The 12,729-nt window shown below is 58.0% G+C and carries 12 protein-coding genes and 2 pseudogenes; 7 read left to right on the top strand and 7 right to left on the bottom strand.

Annotated features, from left to right (window positions below; all coding sequences use genetic code 11):
• Positions 1-3: 3 nt before the first annotated feature.
• The 4 genes from hpaD to KPG66_RS00780 all read right to left on the bottom strand — a co-directional run bounded on the left by hpaD (position 4) and on the right by KPG66_RS00780 (position 3,879).
• On the bottom strand, positions 4-855 hold the full coding sequence (hpaD, locus tag KPG66_RS00795) for a 3,4-dihydroxyphenylacetate 2,3-dioxygenase (RefSeq protein WP_013433996.1): 852 nt from the start codon (positions 853-855) through the stop codon (positions 4-6).
• Position 856: 1 nt separating this feature from the next.
• Entirely contained in the window at positions 857-2,320 is a 1,464-nt protein-coding gene (gene hpaE, locus KPG66_RS00790; protein ID WP_041753979.1) for a 5-carboxymethyl-2-hydroxymuconate semialdehyde dehydrogenase, read from the bottom strand.
• An 81-nt stretch (positions 2,321-2,401) separates the two neighbouring features.
• Entirely contained in the window at positions 2,402-3,169 is a 768-nt protein-coding gene (locus KPG66_RS00785; protein ID WP_237069736.1) for a fumarylacetoacetate hydrolase family protein, read from the bottom strand.
• The gene (locus KPG66_RS00780) at positions 3,166-3,879 is read right to left on the bottom strand and encodes a fumarylacetoacetate hydrolase family protein (protein ID WP_237069735.1); all 714 of its coding nucleotides are present in this window, start codon (positions 3,877-3,879) and stop codon (positions 3,166-3,168) included. Before KPG66_RS00780 ends, KPG66_RS00785 begins: the two co-directional genes overlap by 4 nt.
• 151 nt (positions 3,880-4,030) lie before the next feature.
• Between KPG66_RS00780 and KPG66_RS00775 the strand changes: the two genes are divergently transcribed.
• A complete protein-coding gene (locus KPG66_RS00775) occupies positions 4,031-4,189 on the top strand; it encodes a hypothetical protein (RefSeq protein WP_237069734.1) in 159 nt (52 codons plus the stop codon).
• A gap of 54 nt (positions 4,190-4,243) precedes the next feature.
• Complete coding sequence (locus KPG66_RS00770; protein ID WP_013433992.1) at positions 4,244-4,774, top strand: cytochrome b; 531 nt, start codon at positions 4,244-4,246, stop codon at positions 4,772-4,774.
• A gap of 42 nt (positions 4,775-4,816) precedes the next feature.
• Here KPG66_RS00770 and KPG66_RS00765 read toward each other — a convergent pair whose 3' ends face one another.
• Positions 4,817-5,176: a metallophosphoesterase gene (locus tag KPG66_RS00765; protein WP_237069733.1), complete on the bottom strand. Its 360-nt coding sequence runs from the start codon at positions 5,174-5,176 to the stop codon at positions 4,817-4,819.
• Between the two features lie 97 nt (positions 5,177-5,273).
• Here KPG66_RS00765 and nrdD point away from each other — a divergent pair.
• A pseudogene (nrdD, locus tag KPG66_RS00760) lies at positions 5,274-5,405 on the top strand (anaerobic ribonucleoside-triphosphate reductase); the annotation flags it as partial.
• Here the strand turns inward: nrdD and KPG66_RS00755 are convergent.
• Positions 5,348-6,769, bottom strand: a complete 1,422-nt coding sequence (locus KPG66_RS00755) for an NAD(P)H-dependent flavin oxidoreductase (protein WP_272907006.1) — start codon at positions 6,767-6,769, stop codon at positions 5,348-5,350. The pseudogene nrdD and the gene KPG66_RS00755 overlap by 58 nt on opposite strands.
• A gap of 752 nt (positions 6,770-7,521) precedes the next feature.
• Here KPG66_RS00755 and KPG66_RS00750 point away from each other — a divergent pair.
• From KPG66_RS00750 to KPG66_RS00735, 4 genes and pseudogenes are all read left to right on the top strand, one after another.
• On the top strand, positions 7,522-8,706 hold the full coding sequence (locus KPG66_RS00750) for an F-box domain-containing protein (protein ID WP_237069732.1): 1,185 nt from the start codon (positions 7,522-7,524) through the stop codon (positions 8,704-8,706).
• A gap of 1,175 nt (positions 8,707-9,881) precedes the next feature.
• Positions 9,882-10,145, top strand: a complete 264-nt coding sequence (locus KPG66_RS00745) for a DUF378 domain-containing protein (RefSeq protein ID WP_049786325.1) — start codon at positions 9,882-9,884, stop codon at positions 10,143-10,145.
• Between the two features lie 278 nt (positions 10,146-10,423).
• A pseudogene (locus tag KPG66_RS00740) lies at positions 10,424-10,947 on the top strand (transposase); the annotation flags it as partial.
• Between the two features lie 208 nt (positions 10,948-11,155).
• Positions 11,156-11,596 (top strand): DUF29 domain-containing protein, encoded by a 441-nt coding sequence (locus KPG66_RS00735; RefSeq protein ID WP_237069731.1) that lies wholly within the window; start codon positions 11,156-11,158, stop codon positions 11,594-11,596.
• Positions 11,597-11,672: 76 nt separating this feature from the next.
• On the opposite strand, the gene KPG66_RS00730 is transcribed toward KPG66_RS00735, so the two are convergent.
• The gene (locus KPG66_RS00730) at positions 11,673-12,422 is read right to left on the bottom strand and encodes a hypothetical protein (RefSeq protein ID WP_237069730.1); all 750 of its coding nucleotides are present in this window, start codon (positions 12,420-12,422) and stop codon (positions 11,673-11,675) included.
• Positions 12,423-12,729: the final 307 nt, after the last annotated feature.

Raw genomic sequence — 12,729 nt, 5'->3', positions numbered from 1 at the left:
GGGTCACCACGGCAGCGGAAAGATCGCATTGATCTGGCCGGTGCCGGAACTGGCGAAGTAATCGGTCACAATCTCGACCGGCTGGTCGTAGCGGTCCCAGCCGAGTAGCCCCAACAGCATCGCGGTGTCATGCATGCCGCCCTCGCCACGGCAATGGGTGTTGTACTCGGGGAGCATCTTGCAGAAGGTGGCGAAATCGCCCTGTTTCCACAACTGGACCACGCGCAGGTCTACCTGACGGAAAAACTCCCGGCTGATATCGTGGATCGACTCCTCCGGCGAACCGTTGTCGTTGAAGCGGTGCGACAGCGAGCCGCTCGCCAGAAACGCGACATTGGCGTCGCTGCGCGCGATCGCCTCCTTCAACGCTTGGCCGAAGCGCCGGCTCTCATCTAAGGTATGCCATGCGCATCCACCGGCGATCGACACGACCTTGAAGTGCTGGTCGCTGTTCATGTACCGCATCGGCACCAGCGTGCCGTATTCGAGCCCCAAGCTATCAACCTCGTGCGCGCGTGTGTGCACGCCGTACTCGGTCGCGGTCTGGGCGATCAACCGTCCCAACGTGGGATTGCCCGGATACGCATACGTCATGTCCTTGATAAAGTGCGGCAATTCGTTGCTCGTATACGTTCCCTGAAAACGGGCGTTGCAGTTGACGTGGTAGCCGGCATTGACCAGCCAGTGCACATCGGAAACGATAAGGGTATCGACGTTCAGCGCACGGCAGCGCTCGCCGATGATGCGATGGCCGTCGATGGCCGCCTGCCGGCAACCGTGATGCTTGCCGGGCAACTCGGACAGGTACATCGACGGCACGTGGGTGATCTTGGCTGCGAGCGAGAGCTTGCCCATGTCACACGCCCCATTTCGGAATGTGATGCGAACCCATCGAGATGCAGACGTTCTTGACCTCGGCGAATACTTCGAAGCTGTAATCGCCGCCTTCGCGGCCTGTTCCAGATTCCTTCGTGCCGCCGAACGGTTGGCGCAGATCACGCACATTCTGGCTGTTGACGAACACCATGCCGGCTTCAATGCCGCGCGCAAGCCGATGGACCTTGCCCACGTCCTGCGTCCAGATATATGACGCCAGGCCATACTTCACGTCGTTGGCCATCGCCAGCCCGTCGTCCTCATTGTCAAACGGGATCAAACACGCGACCGGTCCAAAAATCTCCTCCTGCGCGATCCGCATCCGGTTCTCGACATGAGCCAGCACCGTCGGACGGACAAAGTTGCCGTTGCGCAGGTGCGCGGGCAACCCCTGCGGCTTGTCCGCGCCGCCGGCGAGCACCGTGGCGCCTTCCTGCTCACCCAGCCGGATATAGCCGGTGACTTTTTCCCAGTGCGCCTGACTAATCATCGCACCGAGATGGGTTTGTTCATCCATCGGATCACCCACGATCAAATTATTTGCACGCTGCGCAAACTTATGCACGAAATCATTGTACACCGTGCGCTGCACGAAGATCCGAGAGCCGGCCGTACAGCGCTCGCCATTGATCGAAAAAATCGTAAACAGCGCCGCGTCCAGTGCACGATCCAGATCGGCATCGTCGAATATCAGCACCGGCGACTTGCCGCCCAACTCCATCGAAAACTTCTTCAGTCCGGCGCGCTCGATGATTTGCTTGCCAGTTGCGGTACCGCCAGTGAACGACACCGCGCGCACGTCGGGGTGACGCACCAGCGCATCGCCCGCGCTCGCGCCGTAGCCCTGCACCACATTGAACACGCCAGCCGGGATGCCAGCCTCGCGAGCCAGCAAACCGAGCTGGTCCGCGGTTAGCGGCGAGAGTTCCGACATTTTCAGCACCGCGGTATTGCCTAGCGCCAAACACGGTGCGCTTTTCCACGTCGCGGTCATGAACGGCACGTTCCACGGCGAGATCAACGCACAAACGCCGACCGGTTGGTACAGCGTGTAGTTCAGCATCTGATCATCGACCGGGTACGTGCGCCCGTTCATCTGCACGCAGACCTCGGCAAAAAAATTGAAATTTTCCGACGCGCGTGGAATCAGCTGTTTGCGGGTCTGCGCGATGGGCAAGCCCGTGTCGCAGGTTTCCAGTTGCGCCAACTGCGGCACGTTCTGCTCGATTAACTCGCCCAGCCTGCGCATCAGTCGCGCCCGCTCCTTGGCGGGCGTATTGGCCCACTTCGGAAACGCGGCCTTGGCCGCGGCCACCGCCAGCGCGACCTCGCGCTCGCCACCTCCGCAGACCACATCAATCGGCTCGCCGGTGGCCGGGTTACTTGTGACGAACGTTTGCGCGCTCTCCACCTGTTTGCCGCCAATCCAATGCTTGATCGTCATCTGTCCTCCCTGCAGCGCGGCGGCTGCGCCCATGCGGCGCCGCATCGTTTCCGCCGCACTTTATGCCGCGGCATTCGGCCGCTATTGGTCGCATCCGTAATAGTGCCGCTCGGCGACAATCGTGTTGACCAACCGGCCGATACCATCGATCTGCGTCACCACCTCATCGCCCGGCTGCGTGTCGGCCAACCCTTGCGGCGTACCGGTCAGGATCATATCGCCGGCATCCAGCGTCATGAAGCCGCTCAAGTACGCAATCAACGTCGGGATATCGAAGATCATGTCCCGCGTGTTGCCTTGCTGCGTCTGCTGACCGTTCACAAATGTACGCAGGGTCAGGTTCATCGGGTCGGGCACGTCGTCACGGTCTACCAGCCACGGTCCAAGCGGCGTGCACGTGTCACGGTTCTTCACACGCAGATTTGGACGATAGTAGTTTTCGAGGTAGTCGCGGACCGCATAGTCGTTGGCGACCATATAGCCGCGCACATAGTCGTACGCCTGCTCCTTCGGCACGTGGCGCGCGCGTCGCCCGATCACCACGGCAAGCTCGCACTCATAGTGCATGTATTGCACATCGGCGGGACGCACCGTGTAGGCACGATGGCCGACGAATGTATTGGCGCTTTTCAGGAACACCAGCGGCTCGTCCGGCGCCTTGAACGCAAGTTCCCGTGCATGGTCCGCGTAGTTAAGCCCGAGCGCGAACGTCGTGCGCGGCTCGATCGGCGGCAGCCATACCACGTCGTCGGCCGCGACGGTGCGTCCGGTGGCCAGGATCACGGTGTCACCAGCGCCCGGCGTGGCAAAATGAATATTGCCGTCGACGGCAACGCGGGCAGTCTTCATGTTGTAGCTTCCCTCACGAACCCGTTATGCAGCACGCCGATGCGCTCGATCTCGATCTCCACAGCATCGCCCGGCTGAGCACGCGGCGCATGCGGCGGCACGCCGAGCAGCAGCACGTCGCCGCGCTCAAACGACATGAACGCACTGACCTCTTCAATCAGGCGCGCCACGCCGCGGATCGCATCGCGTGTATTGGCCTGCTGGCGAACTTGCCCATTGATCCGCACCGTGATGTCCAAGGCGTTGGGCGTGCCAACATGCCCGGTGGGCACGATGACCGGACCCAGCGGGCAGAACCCGTCGCGAGCGTTGAACCGCACGGCCGGCCGGTACAGGCTTGAGTGTGGCACGCTGACATCGTTGACGACGGTGAAGCCGAGCACCGCATCGAGCGCATCGCGTTCTTTCACGCGCGTGGTGCGGCGCGCGAACACGATGCCCAGCGACGCACCAATTTCCAGCGAGTCGACCGCGGCCGCACAAGCGCCGGCATCGTCATGCGGCACTTGCACCTTGTCACCATCGCCGGCCAGCGTATTGGCCGGCTTGATATAGAGGACCGGGGCTTGTGGCGGCCGCTGGTACGGCGGCTGGTTCACCGCGTCGCCCAGCGCCTGCAGCACGCCGCGGAAATTCAATAACACGCCATAGACCGTCCCGACCTTGACCGATCCGGGTATCCTAGCGCCGACTGCGACATTCAGCTCCACGTGGCAATCCTTGTCACATCGTTCTATATGATTAATATATTAAATAGAATAGAACTTGGAAAGTCAATCCGAGCCTGCTACGCTCGGCGGCTACCACTGCATCATAAGTCACGAGCCGATCCTAACGCAGTCAATGAACCGGAGCGCTGCGATGAAAGCAACAACCCTTCTTCCGCAAGCGGGTACAAGCAGAACGAGCGCTTTAAGCGCGGCTTGGCGGGGCGCACCGAGGCTCGGCGATTACACATTCGCGCGGGCACAGGATAATGACGATGCGCCATTGCAACTCGAGCAAAACGACGTGCAATGACGTCCCGCCCGCCGGACGCCCGGCCCACTATCACAACGACATGAGGACATCGAGATGCCCGCCACCCCCGCGACGGATCGTTATTCCAAACCCGCTATTCTCTTGCATTGGGCGATTTTCTTGCTTGTTGCCCTCGCCTATGTCGCGATCGAGGTACGCGGCCCGAAGGGCAGCGACAGCCGCGCGTTTTGGAATACGATTCATTTCTATTCCGGCTCGCTGGTGCTGGCCCTCGCATCGCTGCGGTTGCTCTGGCGCCTGTGGCATGGGGTGCCCGCAGAGGTCGAGTCGACGCGCATACTGATGTTCCTTGCGCGCGTCGTACACTTGGCGCTGTACCTGTTCATCTTCACGCAGCCACTGCTCGGCATCCTGATGGTCAACGCCGGCGGCAACCCGGTCTCGCTGCCGGTCATCGGGCTGGATATCCGGCTGATCGGCGCGGATCCCATCGCGCGACCACTGCTTAAGGCAATGCATGTGTTCATCGGCAATCTGTTCTACTGGGTGATTGGACTGCATGCGTTGGCCGCGATCGGTCGTCACGTGTTGTTGCGAGACCGAACGCTGCGTCGGATGCTGTAGCCCATAGCCGCGCGCGGCCGGCGCGGCGCACCGGCCGTCAGTTTAGACGGCGACGACGCAACGCGCGTCGAACGGCGAATTTTCCCATTGCCGTTCGGCCGGCACCCGAGCTTGTCGACGGTTCAGCGCATAGCCACGGGAGGGCGTGAGCACGCGGCACCGGCCAACGCTATAGTCAAACGAATCGTGCACGTGTCCGTGTATCCACAGGTCCACCCGATCGAGCAGCGGCGTGAGGTCTGAAATAAAAGCCGCATTCGCCAGGTTGCCATCGTAGCGCGGATGGATTGACTGCCGGTGCGGACCGTGATGCGTGACGACGACCGTCTTGCCGTCGAACGGTTCGAGCAATGCCTGCTGCAGCCATTCGAGGTGAAGATCTGAGGCGATTTGCAAGCGCATGGTCGTAGGCTCGGATCGGGTGCTCGCGAATAAGCGTTTCCGTCGTCAACCCACGCTGGTGCGGGACGTTGTTCCAGCGAACGGCAGGCGTACCCCTGTCTATTCGCAGGCCATCGGGCACGTGCACCGCAACGCGGACTTGCATATCCCCGACCTGGACATGCTCTCCAGCTACTGCGCCGACTGGTCCTTGCGTACGCTGCTCAATGAAGGCCTCAATAGTGTGCCCGTTGGGCATCCGTTCGGGTGAACCGTCGTGCCGGCGCCGAAAAGATGGCATCCTCGGTCGCCGGCGCGCGCCTGCGTCGCGCCGCCCAGCAGATAGTCAAGCAGCTCGCGTACCGGACGGATTGCATGGCCAAACGGCAAGGTTTCCGAGCCGCGAAAGAACAACCCGCGCTCGATGTTACCCGAGAGCGCATGGGCCAGCCTCATATCAATGCAAAACTGCCCATGCTTGCCAATGCCATCGCGCAGCCCGCACTGCTGCAGACAGTCGAATCCGACCGTGCATCGCCGCGGCTTGGCGGCCCGCTGCAGCTTCTGTTCCTTCTCAAGATAGCTGGCCAGCCACGGCGTGCGCACGGCGCGCGCAGGTAAGCCGGCCACGCTCATGAACGTCACGATGTCCTCTGGCTTTGCCTCGGCCAGCACCTTTTTGAAATTCGGATGCGCGTCGCCTTCTTCCGTCACCGCGAATGCGGTTCCCAGTTGCACGGCGCTGGCGCCGAGGTCGAGCAGATGCCGGACCTGCTCGTGGCGGTGAATTCCCCCCGCGACAATCAACGGGATGTTCTCCGCTTCCAGCCCAAGCGTCTTAAATAACTCGCGTGCGCCTTCTAGCACCTGCTGGGACGCATAGTTCGGATGGTCCAGCCCGTCGAGCGTTGGCGCGCCGAGATGCCCGGCCGCATAACGAGGGTTCTCGATCACAATGGCGTCCGGCAGGCGGTTCCTGCGCATCCACTTCTTCAGCACCAGGCCGATACCGCGCGCATCCGACAGGATTGGGATCAACGCCACGTTCGGAAAGTCAGCGGTCAACTCCGGCAGGTCCAACGGTAGGCCCGCGCCAACCACGACCGCGCCCGCGCCGCTTTCACATGCCTGCGTGACGTACGATGCATATGAGGACACCGCGCGCATCACGTTGACCGCAACCAGGCCATTGCCCGAGGCTAGCTGCAATGCGGCCACCACTTCCCGACGCAGTGCCTCCAGATTCAGCGAATCGATCAGTTGCCGGTCGCGCGAGCGCCGGCTTTGCTCCATCAGATCCGGATGATGGCGGCGCAAATCTACACTCGAAATCGTGCCTACCGCACCGAGCGACGCGACGGTTCCCGCCAGACGATGCGCAGACACGCCCACGCCCATGCCGCCCTGTACGATCGGCAACAGTGTCCGGCCCTTGATCCTGAGGCGTTTGCATACGACATTTTGCACAAGCACGGTTGAACCTCTTGACGATGGCGGCAGCGCGCCCAAAATGGCAGTGTGCGGCAAACGCGGGTGGCACACTTTAATCTTCGTCAAGAAAACACCATGACACATTGCACGCGGCGGCATTGCTCCAAGGCCGGGCTGCACCATCAGGTCACGTGAATGCGATGTAGCACTGCGCGCACAGCCAGGGCTCGAACATGAAGCTGTCGTTGGCCGGGTCTTCGGTGACTTAGAGCGCGAATCATCCGTCCATCAGATCGGCGATGCAGTCGGAAGCTTCCACGTCGAAGTTCGAGTTGTGGATGTTTTCTTACAGGATCTATTCTCGGCCAATGCCGTCGCACGTGGTCTGCGTTGTATCCAATTACACCCGCCTGCCTTAGCCGTGCTATGTCGGCGACATCGAACCCGCATATTGACGATAGTACTGCTTTGGTGTACTGCTCGAGCGTGCGCGGTGCACCAACAATGCGTTATCCGCCGAAAATTTTACGGTCACGATTCACCGCCATGCTACACCGTACGTTTTCGTTTAGTTTGCAGATCGCATGTGCGATGACTTCAAGCCTTGCGCCACCGAGGTTATAAATACCGGGAGGGACACTCGGGCACTGGAGCGCAGGATAACGAGGACTATGCCCGTGAGTGCTGGAGCTGATCATCGCGTCCGCGCTGGTCAAAATCTACAATCGAATAGGCTTGTCAATGGACTTTAATTTGCCCCCCGCTTCCGCAGTCCTCAGGTAGCCTTGTATGCGATGCACGGCCAGCAAGCAGGCCGCTTTGCAGCCGGCGCCCCGCCCGATGCTTCGCGCTTGACGGTCCTGAGCAGCCCGCGTGTGCGGCAACGCTCGACGACAGATTCACTGACTGACGCAACGGATTGCTCAGCAAACAGCTTGGCGTCGAACCAGACGAGCTGCCCGACGACGTACTATGACCTGCCGCCTGAAATCCTTCAGCAGGTGGCCGAACACGTGCCGCTTTGCGACATGGGCCAATTTTCGAGCACGGATAGGTGGACCTATAACACGCTGCAAGAAAAGCGGCTCAGTTGGCTCTGCTGCAAACGAGTTCATCTTGCGCGGGATCTGACGTCGATGCACCAATTGCTCGGTGAAATCGAGCGTATTCGCGCCGAGCCAGTGCTGCGCGCCGAACCGCTCAGCATGCTGTGGCCATGGATACTGGATTTACCGAAAGAACAACAGCCAACGGCGTTTCAACAAGTTTATGAGGCTGCAGGCCGTGTGCCGGAGCGAGGTGCACAGATACAAAAATACATGTTCGAATCTTTGTGCGATTTCTCGCCCGAGCAGCAATGCGCTTTGTACGATTTTGCGTATGCTGCCGCGCAGCGCTGGGGTGTCGAGCAAGGCAGCCTGTGGCCTGCCGTTGCATCACTGCTCAAAAGTTTGCGGGGCGACCCGCCGCGATTTTTGCGCGAGTACCGGGATTTTTTGGGCCGGCTTCCCGTATTGGACGCCGTCGATCAAGCTGACGTAATTGTGGAATTGGCAAGGCTGCTGCCTAGCATGCGCCGCTACAGCAATGACGTGAACGGGACACGCGCTGAGTATTGGGAGATATTGCTTCAATGGGTAGAGCGTCTACCAGCGTCGCACCGCAACGAGCCGATTATCGCGTTGGCCAACGCGATATGGCTGGTGCCAGGCGAGCAAAGGCCTGGTTACTATGCCAACCTGTGGCGCTGGACGCTGTCACTGCCAGACCACCAGTTGGGTCGCGTGCTACGCTATTTGCCGCACGCGTTGGCACTGCTGCCGCCGGCTTACCACGCGTATGAACTATCGCAGCTCGAACCTCTCCTTCAGCGTATGCCGCCCGCGCAGCGCACACAGGTGGCACTCGGATTGCTCAGTATGGTGCCGTTCAATACTGCGCTGTCAACGCAGATATGGCAACGCGCGCTGCGTCTGCTCGACGGTGCCTATGAAGTAGAAGTGCTGCACGTACTAGATGAAGCCGGCGCCCGGGTAGCCCCCCACCTGTCTGAACAGCAATGGGAAGAGGCAAAAGCCGAAATTTTAGTCTTTATCGAGCGCAACCGACTGAGCGAATGAGCCCGTATCCAGCTGCTTGACCTTATTTCGGTCTGACGTGGGGACGTAGCTACACTGTTTTAGTGGACTTCGTTTGCTGCTTTCGGATCGTTTAACAGGTGGCCACTTCGTCGCTCAAGGACATCAAGGTTTCTGATTTTTGCGCCATGGCACGGGTCAGCGTCGTGAGGCAGGGTGTCTTTTCGTTGGGGCCGTGGTTGTTCGGCCAAACGACGCTGCACGCGCAGCACGCGGTATGGCGCAAATTATGAAAAACTAAAAACCTGAACGGGGCGATTAGCATCAAAATTCCGACCAGTGCTTATTGGGACCACCTGTTTTCATTGCTTTTCGGGCAACGGTGCCCGATTTCTGCGTTGTTCCCAACATGGTGTTTTATAGTGCATCTGACCTCAAGCAGTGACTCGACCGCAGCAGCAGGTCTTTCTGAGTTCAGTGCGTAGCGATCTGAAGCGGCGTTGCGACAGGTGATCGACGAAGCGAACAATCCGCGACTGCATTTTGTCGAAAGCGATACGAGTCTTCGACAGACTGTCGGCTCACCAGCGTGGTCAATGCGGTGCAGAATTTCAGCGCAGTCATCCTATTGTGATGGACGGATTCAGCCGCTACCTGCTCGCACAACGCGTCAAGCACGTGTATAGCGCGTTGTGCTGAGGCAGCGCTACCCCAGTGAAGTGTTACGGCGCAAACTTGAACTGATGCCCGATCAATCCCCGTTCAAATCGACGGTCAATGTGATGCCATTTGACAGCAGACTGTCTTTTGGCCCATACACGGCGACAAATCACAATTTGTCAAACGGACCGGTCAACGATTGAATGATCGTTGTGACCTTTTCGAGCGCCAATACACTACGGATTGACTTTGAGGCAAACCCCGCTTGCTACACAGCCGATAAGTTCGCGGCGCATCAACGTCGTTTTGTTAGACTGCTGAAAGCGCTTGTCGCTGATCTGGCACGGTCGGTCATAGACATTGATTTGCTCGATGCTCAAAAGTGACCACTGCACTCACCCAGCGTGGACATCGCTATGGCACCATATCGACTGATACCCCAACAGGACCGCAAGGCCGCCAAGAAACCGACGCGACAGCATAGGAGTTCGTGCAGGCACGCTCGTTGCGCGATAGAAGGTACATCCCCTTTCATTGCCTTTTTTGAGGAGATCACTATGACTATTGTGACCACCTGTGGCGCACGTTCCAACCTATTCGACTGGATTGCCGGCGTGCTTGTCATCATTGGCGCTCTAAACTGGGGGCTGGTCGGGCTGTTTCAGTTTGATCTTGTCGCGGCGATACTGGGCGCCGGATCGATGATGACCCGTATTATTTACGTACTAGTGGGGTTGGCGGGGATTTATTGTCTGATTAGGGCTTTCATTATGCCCAAGGTGACAGTGTCCGATAGCGCGGATATACGCGATCCAAAATGACGCGCATGCTCGCTGCTTTTGATTTTGAGCTACACAAAAGTGGCAAATGCACCGCTCAGCCGGCCGTATTGGAGTGCAGTGCACCCATTCAAATGGGTGCACATTTAATATGCTAGCGCGCCAGTACTTTATGAAAATACAATTATAAGGTTATGTCATTTTTTGCCGGAATAGGGCAAACACGTACGTCGCGCAGAGCACGCAGTTGCCAGACAAGCCAGATGGAGGCTGGATGTGCGCGCCGCGTGGGCGGAACCGGTATGACTGTACCGCGGTTCCTGCATGAGCAGGACCTGGAGACATCGAATAAGGGTAAAGTGCACAAGCCGTACGAATTCGGCGTGAAGGTGTCGATTACGACCACGCACAAGGAAGGTCTGGTAGTCGGCGCTCGTTCGATGCCGGGCAATCCGTACGACGGGCACACGCTGGCCCAAGCGTTGGAACAAGCGGCGATCCTGAGCGAGGCGCAACCGCAGATCGCCGTCGTGGACCGTGGCTACAAGGTGTGGCCATTGATGGCGTGAAAATCTATCACCCAGGCTTGCGACGCGGTATCACGCGAGGCTTGTGCACAATGATCCGAGGTCGCAGCGCAATCGAGGCGGCCATCGGACACATGAAGTCAGACGACAAGCTCAATCGCAACTGGCTTAAAGGGGCACTAGGCGATGCCATCCACGCGGTGCTGTACGGCGCCAGCCACAACCTGCGGATGATCCTGCGCAAGCTGCGGCTTTTTTACGCCCTGATCCGGGTTGCTTTGCTCAATCGCGAGGCTTACATGGTGTCGGCGGCATGAACTTACCGCAGAGCAAAGTTAATTGTTCAGGACGGACTACGTGGGGGCCACATATGATGAACGGGCGCTGATTGAGCAATCTTAGACATAGCATTCGTATCACCAGCTACCATTTAACCCATGGCGTCAGATGACGGCTAATTGATGGCTCTATAATAGATAACTGGTAAGTCTGATAGAAGCAACCTCTAACCGAGGGAGATGACTGATGGGAACAAGCTACGATGAAGATGTAATAGCGTGGGCCAACGAGCAAGCTGCACTACTGCGTGCGGGCAAACTATCCGCCATCGATATAGAGCACATCGCGGAGGAAATTGAGGACGTGGGTAAGAGCGAACAACGCGAACTGGCGAACCGGATGGCCGTGCTTTTGGCCCACCTGCTCAAATGGCAGTATCAGTCGGGCCGCCGGGGTTCGAGCTGGCAGCGTACGATCAAGGAGCAGCGCCGTGTAATCATTGAACGATTGGGCCGTACGCCAAGCCTGAAGCCCGTGTTGCAGGACGCCAGCTGGCAACGTGAAATTTGGGCCGATGCGGTTTCTAAGGCCATTGAGGAGACCGGCTTGGATGTGTTTCCCGACGCCTGTCCGTGGTCGATGGAGCAAGTGCTTGGCCCGACGTTTTTCCCAGACCAATCACAATAATCAACACACTGCTGACAAGAGCATAGTGCGGGCGGCAATTGTAAGACCGCCCGTCGGTCAGGTTCGAATTAGTCGGTCAGCCTTCGAGGTCTGCTATTTGAGTCCCGTGAAATAGCAACGGATGTGACGTATCCGACGCACGAGCAACCATGATTACCTCGTTGTCATCCACCCCCGCGATGCCTGATAACATTTGACCAGAGTACGTGCAAGACGGAGACTCATCAAAATTCAGTGTCATCGAATACACGTTTCCGGAAGTACGAGGTGCGATTGTTCCTTTCGCCTTGCACGTTCCGCTATCTAACGCTATATACCCGTTAGTTGCAATAGAAACGCCAGTAGGATCGCTCGTATTTAATCCCTTGCTCGTGCCTCCGTAAGTGCCCGCTATCGCAGTAAGTGTCGGCGTCTTTTCGTAGTCTGTGTCATAGTCGATTGTAAAAGTAACGCTGTTCCCATTCGTGCCTGGATAGGATAATGTACCGTCTAACCGACCCTTTGGCGCGTACGTTGCGGAAATAGTCGTTTTATGCGTTTCTGCGTTGGTCAAATCGTAGTCGATAATATCCGAAGAAGATAGTTTACCGTCCGAGGCCTTTACGTTGCCCACGACTACTCCCAAACTGCTTGGATTCACATATAATGCGTAAAATGAGCCGTCATCGAGGATCAGAGCACTTATTGTCTGATTCTTGCTTGTTATGCCGCTGTAAAGCCCTTGAGCATCCGTTACAGAACTGGATACATCACCATCGCCTCCTCCACAGCCGTATTGAGTAAAAGCCAGAACTATAGCGGCAAGTAATTTATTGTACTTGTTCAAGTATTAACCCCTTTGTACATATTGAGCAAAGCCCTTTCTATAGCATTCTTCGCATCCTGCTCGAATGGGACAGATACCGGCTTACATTCAGCCTTCGCTAAGGGTAGCATTCTTCGAAGTTCGCTCGGAGATGTCGTTCCGACATTATGTATAAACAATCAGCAAGTCTTATGGCTTGGGCGGTGAAAGACAGTAACAGGCTAGAAGCGGAGGCACCACCCACTGCTTACAAGTCGGGGCACTGTCATTGTAGAGAGCCCACTATCACCCTTATCTTGTAGGAGCACTCCGCTCCTTCAGTCCCTAG

The organism is Mycetohabitans sp. B2 (genome assembly GCF_021733735.1).
Lineage (GTDB): Bacteria > Pseudomonadota > Gammaproteobacteria > Burkholderiales > Burkholderiaceae > Mycetohabitans > Mycetohabitans rhizoxinica.
This window is presented reverse-complemented; position numbering and strand designations above follow the sequence as displayed.

Bases quoted from the DNA above. Each gene is read 5' to 3' on its own strand.
- KPG66_RS00745 (WP_049786325.1), top strand. From the start codon at position 9,882: ATGACTATTGTGACCACCTGTGGCGCACGTTCCAACCTATTCGACTGG.
- KPG66_RS00775 (WP_237069734.1), top strand. From the start codon at position 4,031: ATGAAAGCAACAACCCTTCTTCCGCAAGCGGGTACAAGCAGAACGAGC.
- hpaD (WP_013433996.1), bottom strand. From the start codon at position 855: ATGGGCAAGCTCTCGCTCGCAGCCAAGATCACCCACGTGCCGTCGATG.
- KPG66_RS00770 (WP_013433992.1), top strand. From the start codon at position 4,244: ATGCCCGCCACCCCCGCGACGGATCGTTATTCCAAACCCGCTATTCTC.
- hpaE (WP_041753979.1), bottom strand. From the start codon at position 2,320: ATGACGATCAAGCATTGGATTGGCGGCAAACAGGTGGAGAGCGCGCAA.
- KPG66_RS00765 (WP_237069733.1), bottom strand. From the start codon at position 5,176: ATGCGCTTGCAAATCGCCTCAGATCTTCACCTCGAATGGCTGCAGCAG.
- KPG66_RS00755 (WP_272907006.1), bottom strand. From the start codon at position 6,769: ATGGTGCAGCCCGGCCTTGGAGCAATGCCGCCGCGTGCAATGTGTCAT.
- KPG66_RS00785 (WP_237069736.1), bottom strand. From the start codon at position 3,169: ATGAAGACTGCCCGCGTTGCCGTCGACGGCAATATTCATTTTGCCACG.
- KPG66_RS00735 (WP_237069731.1), top strand. From the start codon at position 11,156: ATGGGAACAAGCTACGATGAAGATGTAATAGCGTGGGCCAACGAGCAA.